At 52.2% G+C, this 15,702-nt stretch carries 11 protein-coding genes and 1 pseudogene; 2 read left to right on the top strand and 10 right to left on the bottom strand.

The genetic code is table 11. From position 1 onward, the window contains the following. Nucleotides 1-33: 33 nt before the first annotated feature. Nucleotides 34-3,696: a right-handed parallel beta-helix repeat-containing protein gene (locus tag EGY08_RS02695; RefSeq protein WP_123828156.1), complete on the top strand. Its 3,663-nt coding sequence runs from the start codon at nucleotides 34-36 to the stop codon at nucleotides 3,694-3,696. 92 nt (nucleotides 3,697-3,788) lie between these two features. Here the strand turns inward: EGY08_RS02695 and EGY08_RS02700 are convergent, their stop codons facing one another. The 10 genes and pseudogenes from EGY08_RS02700 to EGY08_RS02735 all read right to left on the bottom strand — a co-directional run bounded on the left by EGY08_RS02700 (nucleotide 3,789) and on the right by EGY08_RS02735 (nucleotide 15,039). Continuing rightward, complete coding sequence (locus EGY08_RS02700; RefSeq protein WP_116956175.1) at nucleotides 3,789-4,589, bottom strand: hypothetical protein; 801 nt, start codon at nucleotides 4,587-4,589, stop codon at nucleotides 3,789-3,791. Nucleotides 4,590-4,595: 6 nt separating this feature from the next. After that, on the bottom strand, nucleotides 4,596-4,826 hold the full coding sequence (locus EGY08_RS31390; RefSeq protein WP_416381353.1) for a hypothetical protein: 231 nt from the start codon (nucleotides 4,824-4,826) through the stop codon (nucleotides 4,596-4,598). Then, nucleotides 4,826-5,044 (bottom strand): hypothetical protein, encoded by a 219-nt coding sequence (locus tag EGY08_RS31395; RefSeq protein ID WP_416381354.1) that lies wholly within the window; start codon nucleotides 5,042-5,044, stop codon nucleotides 4,826-4,828. Before EGY08_RS31395 ends, EGY08_RS31390 begins: the two co-directional genes overlap by 1 nt. Before the next feature lie 1,128 nt (nucleotides 5,045-6,172). After that, nucleotides 6,173-6,536, bottom strand: a pseudogene (locus tag EGY08_RS31400) (right-handed parallel beta-helix repeat-containing protein); the annotation flags it as partial. A gap of 77 nt (nucleotides 6,537-6,613) precedes the next feature. Then, the gene (locus EGY08_RS02710) at nucleotides 6,614-9,682 is read right to left on the bottom strand and encodes a host specificity factor TipJ family phage tail protein (protein WP_123828157.1); all 3,069 of its coding nucleotides are present in this window, start codon (nucleotides 9,680-9,682) and stop codon (nucleotides 6,614-6,616) included. Then, nucleotides 9,679-10,059 carry a nitrite transporter gene (locus tag EGY08_RS02715; RefSeq protein ID WP_117085696.1) on the bottom strand — a complete coding sequence of 127 codons (381 nt, stop codon included), beginning with the start codon at nucleotides 10,057-10,059 and terminating at the stop codon, nucleotides 9,679-9,681. Before EGY08_RS02715 ends, EGY08_RS02710 begins: the two co-directional genes overlap by 4 nt. A 9-nt stretch (nucleotides 10,060-10,068) precedes the next feature. After that, on the bottom strand, nucleotides 10,069-10,551 hold the full coding sequence (locus EGY08_RS02720) for a DUF1833 family protein (protein WP_017146236.1): 483 nt from the start codon (nucleotides 10,549-10,551) through the stop codon (nucleotides 10,069-10,071). Further along, nucleotides 10,538-11,011: a hypothetical protein gene (locus EGY08_RS02725; RefSeq protein ID WP_123828158.1), complete on the bottom strand. Its 474-nt coding sequence runs from the start codon at nucleotides 11,009-11,011 to the stop codon at nucleotides 10,538-10,540. Before EGY08_RS02725 ends, EGY08_RS02720 begins: the two co-directional genes overlap by 14 nt. Beyond that, nucleotides 11,011-14,424 (bottom strand): phage tail length tape measure family protein, encoded by a 3,414-nt coding sequence (locus EGY08_RS02730; protein ID WP_228712767.1) that lies wholly within the window; start codon nucleotides 14,422-14,424, stop codon nucleotides 11,011-11,013. The genes EGY08_RS02725 and EGY08_RS02730 overlap by 1 nt, the downstream gene beginning before the upstream one ends. Nucleotides 14,425-14,517: 93 nt before the next feature. Beyond that, a complete protein-coding gene (locus tag EGY08_RS02735) occupies nucleotides 14,518-15,039 on the bottom strand; it encodes a zinc ribbon domain-containing protein (RefSeq protein ID WP_123828159.1) in 522 nt (173 codons plus the stop codon). Nucleotides 15,040-15,180: 141 nt separating this feature from the next. Between EGY08_RS02735 and EGY08_RS02740 the strand changes: the two genes are divergently transcribed. Beyond that, on the top strand, nucleotides 15,181-15,657 hold the full coding sequence (locus tag EGY08_RS02740) for a hypothetical protein (protein WP_117075959.1): 477 nt from the start codon (nucleotides 15,181-15,183) through the stop codon (nucleotides 15,655-15,657). Nucleotides 15,658-15,702: the final 45 nt, after the last annotated feature.

Consider the following 15,702-nt stretch of genomic DNA (forward strand, 5'->3'; position numbering starts at 1 on the left):
GTTTGGGCGAAGCCTCTTTTTGGAGCAAAAAACATGGCCTTTAATCCTCCTCTGGGGAGCACTTCTCCTGCGGTACTGCTCGATAACGCCGGGCGACTGGATAAGCTGGTGAATGGCCCCGCTGCTGATGTTCCCGACCGCGAAGGTGAGCCGCTGGATTCCTGGCGTCAGGCGATAGCGAGACTAAAAGCGGCGGGCGGTGCGATGGGGTTTGCATCAGCGGCGGAATTACTGGCCTTTACGCCGTCAGAACCCAACACGCTGGCGATGGACACGGCTACCGGGACACTGTACCTCTGGAACGGGACAGCATGGGCCAAAGCCGGGTATCAGAACGCGCAAATCGTCGATTACATCAATGGCCTGATAGGCTCTACCCCGCTGGCCGTTCTCAGTGACCTGACCGGTTCAAACTACATCGTTAAAGCTGATGGTTCGCGGGTATCTTCGACTAACTGGCGAAACTCTACGTATATTGCTGTTACTGAGGGCCAGCAGCTTAAACTGACAGCAGCGAATAACAGCGCCAGTTACGCAAACGTTGCGTTTTACGATCAGGACAAAACGTTTATTTCTGCCGAGAATGTCGGGGTCGGGCCTGAGGCTTACACACGGACATTTGCGGTGCCCGCCGATGGTTTTATTATTCTGGCAACACGCATCGCAACATCACAGACATTTTCCTGTGATGTGATCAAAGACGTGCTGACGGTGGATAACAGCGATAAAGCCGGTGGCTATACTTCATTCGAGACGTTTGAAACCGCGATAAATACCCTTGTCGGTGAGGCCGTGACCGCCAGCGGTGCAGAGGCATTCCCGAATAATGGATTCGTGAGCGTAAGCGCGCCAGCCTCTTACCCTACGGTATCTGCAACCAGTTTTAATACGGGATTCATTAAGGTTACGGTGGGGAGTATTATTTCAGCCCGTCTGGCCCTGCCGTCTTCAGGCTATGCCATTGCGTTTTTCTCCAGCCATTCGGCTGCGTCTTTTGTCGAGGGCGTGATCGGCAACGGCGCTGAAAGCATCAAAGAGTATAGCTATTCCGTGCCAACCGACGGGTACATCGTACTGTCTTTAAGCACTGCGATTTTATCCACGGCAGCGCGGGACTCCAGCTACTCTATTTCAGCAGGGCTAATTAAACGCCGTGAAGTGGATTCTGCTCTTGATGTTGCCGTCCCCAGCACACAGAATCTGGTTGAAAATAAAGTCACGGATGTTTATTACGCCGACATTAACGCCAGAGCAACGGCGACAATCATTCCCAATCAGTACATTTCCATGGCGGGCGCGCTGGTTTCCAGCCTGTACCAGAAGCTGTATGTCGTTGAACTGGAGGCCGGGGAATCTGTTTTTGCCAGGGTAAATTTAAACTCAAATGCCTTAACCGCTAAATATGGTTTGCCTGTACTTTCTAAATATATTTCTGAGGGGGTATTTGAGCCGATCAGTTTTGCTTTCAAAGCGGGCGCTGTCTACACCGAGCATCTGTATACCGCCACTGAGGCCTGCACGATATATGTCACCGCATATATGACCGACGGCAGTCTTCCTGCCTTTATTCGTAAGCGTAAGTATGCTGTTGGCTCCAGGGTCAAACAGTACACTTACCCTGCCGATTCGTGGGAAGTGGGAGTTGTACGGTCGAACGGTAATTCAGGCCGCGTGGATTCGAATGTAAACTACATGAGCACGGCGCTTATCCCTGTGAAGGCTGGCGATTATGTGAAAGCCAGGACAGTGCAAAACTCGACGAATGCAGGCGCTACACTGTTTATGGGAGCCAGATATAACAAAGTCGGCAAATATCTTGGAAGCACGCTGCAGTTTACCTATGTTAATAACAATTACTACGGATACGCCTGTGCGCTGATTGAAGAAGACGGGTTTATCGCCGTTAACAACTATTCAGCAACCGGACTTTATGATCCTGAGGTCGTTATCTTCAGTACCACAGAAGATGATTCCTTTTTTATTAAAGGCCCCGGGTCGAATCCGTTCGGCGATATCTACCCCGGACTGGCCTATGATGCTGCGGGTTCGTTAGTTTCTGTTCCTACGGCGGTTACGTACCTTTTTGACCGCGCCGCAGTCCCCAAAGATGCAGAAGTCACGCTGTCATATGCCGCGGGTAACACCTACATGTATATGGCCAGACTGGACAGTAACCGCGGTGTTCTCTCCGTTGAGACACTAACCACGGGTATTAACACGTCCACTTTGCTTGACCTTTTCACATCAGACGATGTGGCTTACGTCGGGATTTCGCATGTGTCTGACGGGCGCAGGGACTCCACTGCATTCAACGTGCTGGTAAATGGTCGGGGAGGTGAAAGAGCCTTTCTGGAACTCTCGGAGCCAGTTTATAAATTATATGACCTGGCAGGCCGACCCGATAAAACCCTCGCTTATGATTACACCCCGTTGCTTCAAAAGCTCTGCCTGAAAATGGAGCGCCAGAAACGCGGCAAGGTTTATATGGAAAGTGGGCTGTATAAAATTTCCGGCTGTTACATCAAGAGCTTCAACCACATCTACGGCGACGGGATGTACAACACGATTATTTGCGGCGCGGACGTTCCGTTTAAAAATGAGAAGTTGAGCGATCACGTTTACGAAAAAATCACTTTCGAAAACCTGGGCTTTAACCTGGATATTCTCAGCTCTCGCGCGGGTCGTGGAATTAATATGGAGTATGTTAAGGATTTTACCGCCCGGAATATCTGGATTTATAAATCAGCGATAACCGGATTCGGCGTGGACATGATTATGTCCGGCGTCCTGGATCATATTGTTACTGAGGGCTGCGGGCAGAACAAACAGGATGGGTCCTGCGCCGGGATGGGGATCGGGGTAGGCGCGTTTCTCGCCGGACGGGAGCCGATTCAGGTGATGAACTGCATTAACCGGAATAACTATGGTCACGGCATGTTCTTTGAGTGGCACAACCACCGCGAGAGCAGCGGCGAGACGATTATCGGCGATTTCCCGGTGGGTGTTAACGTTACGAACTGCTATAGCGAAGGCAATGCGGTTGGCTTCGGTAACGCTGGCTGTAATGGCCTTTCCTATGCTAACTGCACGGCATTCCGCAACCTGAATGGATTCGCCGCAGATAATGGCAGTCAGGTTGGCGAAGTTCGTTATGGCATAAATGCCGTTTTCTCTGACTGTAAAGCCATGGAGAACGGAACCCGCTATATCCAGAACCCATACTTTACGCCTCGTCAGATGGGCTTCGGAAACGGCAACGGGTTTGCAGTGTATAAAACGGCAGACTACGTTAACGCTGAAATCGGAGATAATGCGCGCGGATACTACCTCGACAACTGCATTTCAGAAGACAACGAGAGCCACGGACTGCGGGTTGTTGCTGCAACGAATGTCACAACACCGATCCGGGAGGTCTCCGTTAATGGTGGCTCTTTCTCCAGAAATGGCGGGAGCGGTATCCAGCTTGGCAATGCGGCGGAAAACGTCATTATTCGGGGCGCCATGCTTCTGAATAATGGTCAGAACGGGATCGGGATTAGTGCCCAGTTAACTGACGCTATTCTCAAAGACAGCATCATAAAAGGCAACGCAAAAGGCATGTCCGCGGCGAGCGCTGACTATATGGCCAGCACTATCACCAGAGACAATATTGTTAAAGGTAATGCACAGAACTTAGAGAACGTAATAAATTCATAACAGTAAAATCAGTAACAGCCCTCATAAATTATGGAGGGCTGTTGTTCATTCAAATTGAAAAAGCGAAATACTACTTAGTCTTATTGCAGAGATTAACCTAAATCAGTAATTCCCCATGCTGCGCTGAGGTAGGCACTTACACTATCGAGGACTGATGCGACCTGAGCCTGAGTCAGCGCTGTTTCAAAAATCAATTCCATCCCCATCGTGATATTTGCCCCTGCTGGATAGGCAGCTGGCGCATGATGCGATCCGATGCGGATCGTACGGTCGGTATAAGCTGTGCGGCTGGTCAGGGTTTTGGAGTTCTGCCAGTTCAGGGCGCCTCCCTGCCGGGCTGCAATCCTCGCCACATTATTATCACCGTCAACCAGCTCGACAAAGGCGGCCCATCTGGCGCTGTCATACGCTGCGCTGTAATAGTTGATCATGTTCAACGGCGTAGCACCGTTATCCTCAACAAACGCTCCGTAAAGGCTTTGTCCGGAAAACAGAAATGCAAGCCCGTCGCCGCGGTAGACAGCCGGTGCGCCGGAATAGCTGTAGTTCCCCATCATGAATGCCTGCTGCGTTTCGGTTGCCGCTGTCGGCTTTACCGGCTTACAGATCACGATATGCGTCTGGTTTTTGGTTGAGACCTTCCCGGTATCAAAACAGTTTCCAAAACTACAGATCGCCCCAAATTCGGAGAGGATTGTCGGGGTTCCGATTTTTGTCAGCGGGGCGGAATTGTCGGCGCGATTCCTCATGCTGAGGTCTGCTGTTCCTCCCTGAATGTACAATCCTTTAAGCCCCGCTGTTACAGGAAGGTCTGGCTGCATGAAATGACCTTTTTTCGGATGTGCTCCGGGGATCACGACATCACCGAGTTTTGGGATATAAACAGTATTCATAATAAATTAGCCTTTAATCAGTGCGTTATTAAGTGATGATGCGACCAGATTACTGCCTGTAGCATTCGGATGAAGATTATCGAGGAAACAGCCCAGGCTGTTCATTTCAGTCCAGGTGTCAAACAGGTCATAGATGCTGAAGAACTCGACATTCAGCGTCTGCGAGAGATCGTGCATCACGTCACGGAAATCAACGAGCGGCGTTACCGCCGTTCCGTTCGTGCGGGGTGGTGCCATCAGGATAAACCAACGTCTGGCAACACCGTGCGGCAGGCGGCGATGTACGTCTGCAATGCGGTTTTAAATACCTGTGTCCCGTCAGAATTACGGTAATCATTGTTGCCGATGACGATACAAATGACGTCCGGCTGCATTGTGCTCAGGTACTCCGCGATTTTGTCGGAGAACAACAGAAACTGGTCCGCAAGAATCCCGGAGTTACCCGCCTTACTCATCACGCAACCAGCCACACCGGCGCGCCAGAGGTAAAACCGTGGATGGCCACACGCCCGGTATTGCCATCAGTTTTGACGTAAATCGTCCTGGCCTCGTCGGCCATGCCTGTCAGCAACACCGATTTGTCGCGCCGGTATTCCCGCAGACAACCTCAGTCCACTGAGTGACCCCGCCAACGTCGTAGCCGTACTGAAACTTACCGTTCAGGTCCTGGTAGTAAATACGGCAGTCAGTGCAGCGGACATTCGTCACCCTGAAATAGGCCGTGCTCGTCGTGGTATTGATTGACTGGCCGTCAATACCACAGCCATAAAGCGGCGCTCCGCTCGTCGGGGACGAATCATATAAATCCCATCCCTCTGATCGATATATTCCCGAACCGTCGCGCGCGGCCCCGTAGTTAACAGTTCTCCAGCCAAGACCCGCGTCACCGTAATCATTGTGCAACAGCCCGGCGATAGCTGTGGCCAGTTCGTTATTCTGCGTCCAGCTGTCGCCCGTCAGCATGAAGTGTGGACGGACTGTCAGGCCTGCTTTGAGCTGTGCTTTCTTCGCTTTCCAGCGCCAGAGCGTCCGGCCATCAGTATGCAGCGGAATATTGTAGACGGCAGAGTACATCCTCCCCTGAAACCAGCTGACCATATCCCCGCGAATGTTCGGCCCGACCCCACTGGCATCAAGCTTTCCATCATGGAACCAGAACGGGACGTTCCCGGCGGCATCCATCATCCCCGGTACAAAGCCAGGGGAAATCAGAGGGACATTCTGGTTAAGCGCGCTGGCGATGATACCGTTGATATAAGACCATATTTTTTCCAGCAGCCCCGTCGCAATTGCCGACGCATCCAGCCCGCCATTCCAGTACACCGGTACATTTCCCGCGCTGTCCATGAATAACGGAAAAAAGCCTGGGGAAACCCCTGTCACTTGTGCATTCAGCGCATCCCCAAGCCGCGCATGAACATCCTCATAGATCATCTGATACAACGATGTGGCAATACGCGAAACAGCAAAACCATTATCCCAGTACAAAGGCACATTTCCGGCCCCATCGACAAAGAAAGGGAAAAAGTCACCGCTGACGGTGCCGGTGGCAATAAAGTTTTCAATAAACTGGATAAGTGCATCGACAGAGCCCTGAGAGGGCATCCTTCGGCCGGTTGCCGTCAGAGTCACACCATCACTCAGGTACTCATCAGCCAGCGCGCTGCCGTCCTGGCTGCGCACATAGGTTGTGGAGCCCGCCGGAATATTCGCAATATCATCCTGCGCTACGGCCAGCGTCATGTACTGGCGACTCAGCGGGATGATGTTTTGCCGGACTTCATCATTTTTCGCCATCATCTGGCGCCACGTATCGAGCGGTTCACCTGCGCGGTCGTTAACCGTTCCTGCCGGGCCGTTCACTAACCGATCGGCCCGCTTAACGTTATCTAAAAAGATTTCAGGCGTCGTCGTACCCAGCGGCGGATTCAGTTCATCTGCAGCCATGTTTTTTGCTCCAAAAAAGGCGTTCGCCCAAACGAGGGTTTGAGCGAAAAGAGTTAATAAGGGGTTTTTGTGGGGTATTACGCGACGTCGCCGGGGTATGTGGCGTCGTCGTAGGCGTAGAACGATTCAAGATATTCGTTGGCGGTCACCTGACAGGTGCCGTCAGACTGTGGGGCAATTTCTGCCACCAGCGCATCATAGATATGCCGCGTTGAGCCGCAGAACACCAGCCGGATCGGCTCGATGGTTGCAGACGATAAATTGATTTTCAGCAGGTCATCAAACTCACTCAGATGCGGGACCGAAAGTTGATAATCCCCTGATCTGGTCGCCACCATCAGCCCGGAGGCCGAGCCATCCTGGTAACGGACCAGCGCACAAGGGTTTTCAAAAGACCAGTCCAGCGGCTCCGTAACGGTGAAGGTCGTTGAACCGCCAGCTGTTGTCATCTCCTCAACCAGACCGGAAATCGTGTTATTCCCCGGTATATCGTCGGTCAGCACAATACGATCGCCAACGTTGTAGCAGAGCGCGTCCAGTTCGGTCGTCGTCTGGAACGTTACCCGCTGCTGCAGGTATTTCATCAGGCGCCGCATCCCGATTTGATAAGCGTGATCCTGGCTCAATACCCCGTCGAGTTTGTAATCCTCGATTTTCACCGGTGTTGGGTTATCGGGAGTGCGGCATTTAACCGTCTCTTCCGCCCAGGTGGTCCCGTTAATGTACGTCACGTCAACGCCGTCGTAATCATCGTCAGATGGAGCAGTGAAACCACTCTGCAGCTCTTCGACCATCTCATGCGGGGTGATCACACCTGTCCAGGGCTTAATCCCTTCCCGGTTTACTGTCGCCAGGCCATCACTCAGCAGAAAACGTGACTTCCCGGCGTTGGCGATCTTTTGCAGCATTTCCAGTGCCGAGATACTGTCGCCAGTAGCGAAATCAAAATACTCTCCCCGCGGGGTCCAGTACGCGGACTCAATGCCGTTAATGGTATCGACATCCATCTCCAGTCCCAGCGAGTTCCCGACATGCAGCAGCGCCCCCGAAATGGTTCTGGCCGTTCCGGTTTCATAGGCACGCGTCCCAACAACGTTTACGCGGCGGTCAGACTGTGCCGCCAGTTTACCGCCCGTCTCGACAGTCGCCGCCATCAGCGACACACCGGGATAGGAGGCTGGGCGAGTCAGCAGTCGCCCGCGTAGTGCCTGCCAGTACATCGAATCGCGAGCATTATTACTTCCCTGCTCATTACGGCGGCTGCAACGCACTTCGACAAGGCCTGGCGAGCCCAGAACAATCCGCTCAGTAAAGCCCAGGCCGTTGACGTTTTTCAGCGCGTACTCGCCCTGTTTACTTACCCACCCTGAGCCGGAGCCGTAAATCCGGTACTGAATTTCCCACTCAACATGCCGGAGTCGCTTTTTGCCCTTGCTGTCAAAACCGCAGATGCCGTTCGGAAATGAAAAATTCACTTCGAACATATCCACCACTTCATTTTCAGGGCATACCAGAAACGGCCCCAGCCAGCTCAGCGTGTCGTTAAGGCCAGTGGCCTCATAGTCGATCATCGTCCTGGTGGTGAATCCCGGCCATGACTCATAAACTGCACCGTTAACCAGACGCGCCACCGTCGCCGTCGTGCCGTCTGCAGACGCAATCCGGTACTCATTCCCACGGTGAGCAAGTGAAAGCCGCTGCATACCATCCGGCATGCCGGAAAAGGCCGTTCCCGTGGCGCTGTTATAGGCAAGCGTCACGTTTGCCGTTACCGCCGGGCTGCCGCCGGTTGATGCCGTGCCGGCGGTGTAAACAGGGGCATCACCGAAAACGGCAGCAGGCAGCGAAGAGGATGTGATCGCCCCTCCCGCGAACGGGCTGGCCGCCTCAGTTATCACTACAGTCCCGCTGTTATCCTGCGCGACCAGGCCGGAGCCAGTGAGCCCTTCGGTGATAGCCGCCAACAGTCCCGACATCGAGATATAGTTCGCCACCAGCGACACCGCGTAAGCGATCCCCTGCCACGTGATCGTGAACGTGCTGGAGCTGGTCGAAAAGTCGTAGGTGGTAGGTGCTGCGCTGGCCTGAACTTTTGCCGCACTTCCCCCGGTGCCCGGCACCGCAGCCTGGCCAGGGGTATATGACGCGATAAACAAATCGTAATCGACTGAGTTAAACCCCAGCGTCACCGGCATACCAATCACCGGCGCGATCTCCGTCAGCAGCGGACTCGCGATAACGCTGTACCCGGCCGCCGTTGATATCTGGTAGTTGGCGGGAGCCTTTATCTCAACAATCGCGCCTTCTACCCAGCTATCCGGCAGAGAATTGTCGTTCTCGTCGTCATCATCGCCATCATCCGTGTCCAGCCCGGTAAACGTCACGGATGCACCAGAAACGGTCATACTATCGGCGTTGATATCTGTCGAATCTGGAGAGGTCTGGGCCATATCAAGACCGGTACCGGATGACGTCCCACCCACCTCGGTAGAATTGAACCAGTTTTCACTGCGCTCATCGCCTGATACGTCCGCACCTGGGGGATAATGCGTGCTGCTGAATCCTGGCAGGGTAGATGCAGGCGTACTGCCAACGCGGATATCACCATTGGTATAATCCAGAGCTCCGACACCAAGGCACAGCAGCATCTGCACCCGCATTTTCGTGGGATCGGCAGCATCGAACCGGGTAACGGGCTGCACAACATAATCAGGATAAATACGCACGCGCCCAAATACCTCCCGAATGGCATCACCGAGTTTCGCCGTATTCGCCTTTGCTGGGTTCAGGTCGAGGCTTCGCCCGGTGGATGACGTGTAGCCACCAGCATCAATATTACCCATCATGAACAGTGAATAAGCCGCCGTTGCCACAGCGATACCTACCCCTATCCACGCGATCGTTGCTACTTCAAGCCCGAAAGGAACCGGGTACATGCGGACATCGCTCTCCGGTCGGATGATGCAAAACGCCCATTCGCCAGGTGGTACCGGCTGGCCATCCAGTTCAATAGCCAGCGGTGGAACATCCCGATCCTCATAATCTGCGACATTGGCAACCAGCCAGCTCCGAATGGTGGTAACGCCATGCTGATGCGTTTCGACTGGTTCACCGGGCAGCCGCGACGGGTAAAAACGAATGGTCATTGCCAGAACTCCACTTTGACAAATCGCCGCTTAAATCGCGGCAACGGCAGAAAGGTGACGTTCGTTCCCGGATTACATTCCGCCACGTGCAGCAGGCCACCGATATTGACGACGATACCGACATGGGTGACGGTTGAACCGGAATAACAGGCCACCCCGGCGCCTTCGCGCGGTTCGCAGCGCTCCAGAGAAAGCATCATCCGGCGCGCTTCTCGATTGAGTCCGCCGCCGTCTTTGGTCACCCCGGCGAACTCAGGCCAGAGAGGCAGTCCAAGGTCCGCCCGGATTTCGTTCACAATGCCGAAGCAGTCAAGTTCTGGGTACGTGCGACCGCCCTTCAGCCAGGTGACTGAAAGGTATTTGTCAGGGTTAAACATTGGGATTCCTTAGCTGATGTAACGCAGACCGGGGAATAAAGGGAGCGTATAACGGTATCGCGGCCAGGCGGTATCGAGGACATTCATATAGCCCGCGGTGATCTGCACCTCTGTCGCTGTCCAGTAGCCAGATTTGACCTGCAGCGTATACGGTACCGCTGCAGGCGCCGCTAAATCTGTGGAGATATAACTCCGGTAAGTCAGCGACGCCGAAAGGCGGTTCGCCAGCGCATTGCGGATCGCCGTGGACACAACGCCGTCGATATTGCACAAAGCGAATTTCAGGTCCTGCGTTCCGTCCTCGTTACGCGCCGGCAGCGCAATATCCATCGCGCAGGCGGTAAACGTTACGGTCTCGCCGTTCTCCGTCGTCGCGGTAATATCCTCGTAGCCCTTACACAGATAGTGAACATCTGAACCGATGGTTATCTGCAGCGTTTCAATGATCACCTCCGGCCCGCTACTGGCGTAAAGGCGGTTAATCTGCGTCATGCTTTGGCCACTCCTTATTCAGCGCGATATCGAGCAGCGAGCTGCCGACTATCCATTCCGGATAATTCCCCCACGGGGCCGGAATAAGCGGACGCTCCCATAACTCAAGAGTCGCTGAATACTTCCAGTAAATTGGTGCAACAAGCTCCGGCCCCTGATAAATATCTGTAAACCAGCATTTATAAAACTTAATTCCCGCCGGCGTCTGCAGCTTCATCAGGAACCAAGCCGCACCATCAGATAATGCATCGCGGAACCACGATTCAAACGCCAGTCCCTGAGCATCGTTTTCCATGAACCAGGTGATACTGGCCTGCGTCGGCGTTGACGTATAAGCTCGCCTTTGCCGCGCGCGGCCGGTGGTTAGCTGAGTTCGTTTTAACGGGCTTACAGGCTGGAATCCGTACCCTTCCTGTAATGGCATCGGGAGGCTGTCATGTGGATAATAGATATCAGCCATCAACTCATCCCCCTGCCAGGATATTTACTTCGCATCGCGTTACCCACCTTCCCGTCCCCCTTCAGCACTTGCGCTGCAACCTGATTAAGCGCATCTGTTGTCGCCCGCTTCTGCGTTTGTGCCATGGAGATAGCCATCTGGTCAGGGGTTACACCAGCAGGTGAATGGAAATGCTGTTCTATCGGTGCATGAATAGTGGTTTTCCTGCTGTTATCACTATTCACGTTCTGCACCCCGGTCCCAAAACCCGGTTTGCTGAGCGTGGCATCGAGCGGTTTACCATTCCGAAGCGCCTCAAGCTGAGACACCCCTATCCGGTTCGTTGATGCCTGGTCAAAGACGTATTCACCTTTGTGAACAATACCCGCGGGCTGATACTTATCACCGGGGCCGGTATAACCGCCGGAGGCGAAGCCAACAGCAGCAGCGCTGGTGATGCTCGAAGAGATGGATGCCATAATCCCCACAACATTAGCCATGGCAGCAAGGTTAGCGGGGAATGGTAATCCGGCTAATGCCTGCCCCATCGCCATGGGGAGCTGTAAGGCAGCCTGAGCGATGGCGAATCCTTTCTGGGTCATAAAGGCGACTTTATACATCGCGGATTGCTCACCGAACATCGTTCCCATCGCATCGGTGATACCGGAGAAGGAATTTTGGGCAGATTGCATCTGAGCAACGTACACCGCTCTGCTTAACGCCTCCTGGTTCTGCTGGCCCTGTTGCTGCAAGTCCAGGAGCTGTTGCTGCTTCTGCTGCTCATTCAGGACTGTGCTCTGCGTTATTGCCTGCTGCTGCTGATTCAGCCAAGCCGCATAATCAGTCTGGGCAAGTTTTAACTTCTCAATGATTTCAAGCTGCGGATCGATTTGCAGCCCTATCATGTTCAGGCCTTGCCCTGCCAGGTCGCTGTTAGTCGCACTTGAAGTGAGCGTTCCACCAACCTTGTTAACCCCTGATATGACGGAATCGGGGAGTATTGATTTGCTAATGAGGTCAGTGGCCTGCTTTCCAGCATCCTCCGGTGACAACTTTTTGAGATCGACCATCTTTTGCAGGATTTCGAGACGTTTTTGCAAAGTCTCATTTTGTCGCAGTTCCTTCGGTGCGACCTGCTCCTGCATTTTCCGGTAGTCGTCCAAAGTCTTAACGGAGTTCTGTAACGCCTCCTGTTGCTTGTAGGCCTGCAAGATTGCATCAGAACGGGAAAGAATCGACTTCTGGTCGGCGGTAAGCTGCGTTTTAGACTTGAGATCAGCAATCTGCTGTTCAAACTTAACGCGAGCCTGTGTCGCACTGTTGAGCTTGTCACTTGCGTCCAGTTGAGACTGCATAGCGGCAGTCTGGTGATTGATCTGGTCGAGCAGGCGGGTGGCGGCATCTTCTGTGTAGGCTTTTTCTTTTGGCGTTTTTGGTGCTTTGGGATCCTTGTACTTCTCGTTTATATTTGCGCGAAGTTTTGCCTCTTCTTCTGCACTAATTGAGTTGCCGGCCGCCCTTGCCTTTGCCAAATCCCTTGTTAATTCATCCAGTGCCTTTTTCCGTTTCTGGGAATTTGTAAGGGTTTGGTCTGTTAGCTTATTAATACGCTCCTGGGCTTCGATCCCTTCTTGTTGTCGCTTGTTATAAGTGCTAATAGAGTCATTTAGCACACCCTGAACGGTAATTTGAGTTTGCAAGTCATCCCTCAGTTTCATCATTGCTGGGAGGTTAGTGAATCTTGCATTTAGTCCATTCCAAAGCCCACCTTCGGACTGTCCTTTTTGGGCTTCGGCTATGCTTTCATTCAGGGTTTTTAGCTTATCTTCGAGTGTTTGCTCACGCCCTACGTCGAGCATCGCGTCCCATGCGCCTTTCGCCCCTCTGCCAAGAGCGGCCCATGCGGATTCAAGTAAACCCAAGTTATCTTTAATATCATTAGAGCGCTGAATCAGCGTAGCGGAATACGACTCACTGGCTACTCGTGCCGCCTCCTGCTGATTCCCCTCATCCTGAAGAGCTTTAATCTGGTTGTACGTTGCGAGCGTAAGGAAGTGATACTGATCGTTTAGTTTGGTAATGGCTGCAACCGGATCAGCAGCAATGTCGTTAAAATCACCAACCAGCTTATCGGTAGCAATGCCTGTCGCCTCGCTGGTCTTAATGATAGCGGTTGTCACGCGCTCCAGAGAGTCGCCAGCGACTTTCCCGGATGATACCAATTGATTAAGCGTTGAAGCCGCTGCGCCAGTTGTGGAGTTCGCGGCGACTGATACACGGGCCGCCATATCAGCCAGTTGCCCGGATGTTTTGCCAACCAGATTACCGGTCAGTGTCAGCGACTTGTAAAATTCGTCCTGCTCCTGAGAGCCTTTGTAATATGCCAGACCAAGAACACCGACAGCCGCGGCAGCCAGAGTGACAGGATTAATCAACCTCAGCACATACCCGCTAACCCCTTTAACCGCAGGACCAATACCGCCGAACATGTCTTTAAGCTGACCGCCTTGCTGCATGAGCACCATGAATGGCGACTGACCTGTAGATAAGCCGACAATAATATCTGTCATTTGAGCAGGGATCATGCGCATAGCATTGGCAGTCTGAGCTGCAGATTGGCCTGTTTTACCCAATTGCGCCTGGGTTTTCTCCAGGGCATCGCGGGATTCTGCAAGTTTGCTGTTAAGGCGATCGTAAGCCAGGGGCGACAGCATCCCTGATGATTTGGCGCTATCCAGTTGGCGCTGCTGCTCATTCAAACGTCGGAAAGCTTCCCCTACAGGATCAATCTGAGCCTCAAGGCGTCGTAACGCTGCTACCTGCTCTTCGTGAGCTTTTGCGGCATCACGTTCTGCCTGAGCCGTCCCGGTAACTTCCCGGCGCGTCTCCATCAATTTTTTGCTGTATGCATCGTATTGTGATGGGTTAATTTTCCCAGACTCAAGAGCCTCATTCAGTTCAGATTGCTGCTGATCCAGGTTACGAAGAGCTGCGGATAATGGGTCAATTTTATCCAGCATTCTCTGAAGCGACTGAGCTTGCGCCTCCTGCTGCGCTGCTGATAATTTACCAGCCTTTTCCGCGTCCCGCTGAGCCTGGGCGACACCGCTCAACTCCTCGGTGGTGTCATTCAGCATCTTAGAAAGTGAACGAAATTCTTCCTCGTCAATTAGCCCTTTTTCGAAGTATTTTTTCAACTCACTAAAGCGACGGCCTACCGTATTGATTGCAGCGCCAACCGGATCAATTGCAGCTCGTAATTTATTTAGGGCCTCTTTTTCCTCATCTGTAGCTTTAGATACTTTGACAATGCTGGTTACTGCCTTATCCCCAGACTGGGTCATTTTATCGAGTGCTACAGTGAGACTATCGGCCTGCTTCTCTGCCCCAGAGCTATCAATAACAATGGCCAGGCGGGAGGTTTGTTCTGTCATTTAACGTTCTCCGGGCAATAAAAAACCCCGCCGGAGCGAGGTTCGTGTTATGGTGGCGGCAATAAAAAACCCACCAAATGGTGGGCTCAGTTATCAAAATTTCGCATTATAAGTTCGAATGAATTCATCCCGTATTCCACTAGGTAACTGATTTACCAAATCATCAATTTGCATAATATATTTTTCTTTGATGTTCTCGGGATTTAAGTCAGGATTGGCTTGTTTTAAGAGTGAAACCAAGTTAGTTACCGCCGCTTCATTAACATCAAAGCCTACCTTTTTTCTGCTAAAAAATGCATCAAACGGAATATCGCTAGGCTTGAAATTTCCGAGCCTTGCAACTTCTAGCGCTTCTTTTACATCACTACCGCAGTGCTTACACTTTATGGCTTCTGGCTTGATCATTTCTGCGCAATATGGGCATTTAACTAACCCCTCGTCAAGTTGGCTCTGCTCCAAGGCGCGAGCATCCTTCTTGATTAACAGTGAGTGAATTAAAGCAACGATGAAAAGCAGCGCTCCGTATAACCACCAGGCAAAAAACGATCGTCCCTTATTGCTCGCTATCGCTGCCGGTACACACCCAATAATTGCGCAAATTATGATTAATTCCACATCCCTATCCCCATCATTAACATTTGCACACAGGTTAGCAGGGATGCGAGGGGGCGGCAAAAGGGCTGATCGTTTATCAGGATGTTCGACGCTTCGTTACCATAGTAAGTTGGAAAACAAACCTAGCAAAAAGGAGTTGGTATGGAAAAATTCGATAGACTGCTTCAAAAAGAAATGCTTACGATCCTTATTGATGCATATCCGGATCAACCTGATGACATAGATTACCATTCAGACCTTATAGATAAAGCAGACCCAAAAGTTTTATCAGCAAACATTTACTACCTTGCGGAACATCGATTAATAAGAATTATGGAAAGTGCGGCAACTTTAGATTCTGGTGATTCTCGCTGGCTTTTCGAAAGTGCTACGGTTACGTCAAAAGGCATTGATTTTATGCTCAACGACGGCGGCCTCTCAGCAATTCTCAACGTTCAGACCATCAAATTTCATCGCGAAGCAGTAGTCGTCCTAGAAGACCTGATCGCGATTTCAAACATGAATGATGAGCAGAAAGAAAAGGCTAAATCAACACTTGGTGAACTATCAACAGAAGCCCTTAAAACTGTGGTGCAAGCTGCGACTACCGCGGGGCTATCTAAACTATTTGGGCAATGAAGACGGACAGGTAGCAAAAACCCGCCGGGGGCGGGTTTCTTAATC

This window comes from Klebsiella sp. FDAARGOS_511 (assembly GCF_003812845.1).
GTDB lineage: Bacteria > Pseudomonadota > Gammaproteobacteria > Enterobacterales > Enterobacteriaceae > Klebsiella > Klebsiella grimontii.

Coding starts and splice junctions, on each gene's coding strand:
- EGY08_RS02725 (WP_123828158.1), bottom strand. CDS start 11,011: ATGGCTGATATCTATTATCCACATGACAGCCTCCCGATGCCATTACAG.
- EGY08_RS31395 (WP_416381354.1), bottom strand. CDS start 5,044: ATGAGTAAGGCGGGTAACTCCGGGATTCTTGCGGACCAGTTTCTGTTG.
- EGY08_RS02700 (WP_116956175.1), bottom strand. CDS start 4,589: ATGAATACTGTTTATATCCCAAAACTCGGTGATGTCGTGATCCCCGGA.
- EGY08_RS02715 (WP_117085696.1), bottom strand. CDS start 10,059: ATGTTTAACCCTGACAAATACCTTTCAGTCACCTGGCTGAAGGGCGGT.
- EGY08_RS31390 (WP_416381353.1), bottom strand. CDS start 4,826: ATGGCACCACCCCGCACGAACGGAACGGCGGTAACGCCGCTCGTTGAT.
- EGY08_RS02730 (WP_228712767.1), bottom strand. CDS start 14,424: ATGACAGAACAAACCTCCCGCCTGGCCATTGTTATTGATAGCTCTGGG.
- EGY08_RS02710 (WP_123828157.1), bottom strand. CDS start 9,682: ATGACCATTCGTTTTTACCCGTCGCGGCTGCCCGGTGAACCAGTCGAA.
- EGY08_RS02695 (WP_123828156.1), top strand. CDS start 34: ATGGCCTTTAATCCTCCTCTGGGGAGCACTTCTCCTGCGGTACTGCTC.
- EGY08_RS02720 (WP_017146236.1), bottom strand. CDS start 10,551: ATGACGCAGATTAACCGCCTTTACGCCAGTAGCGGGCCGGAGGTGATC.
- EGY08_RS02740 (WP_117075959.1), top strand. CDS start 15,181: ATGGAAAAATTCGATAGACTGCTTCAAAAAGAAATGCTTACGATCCTT.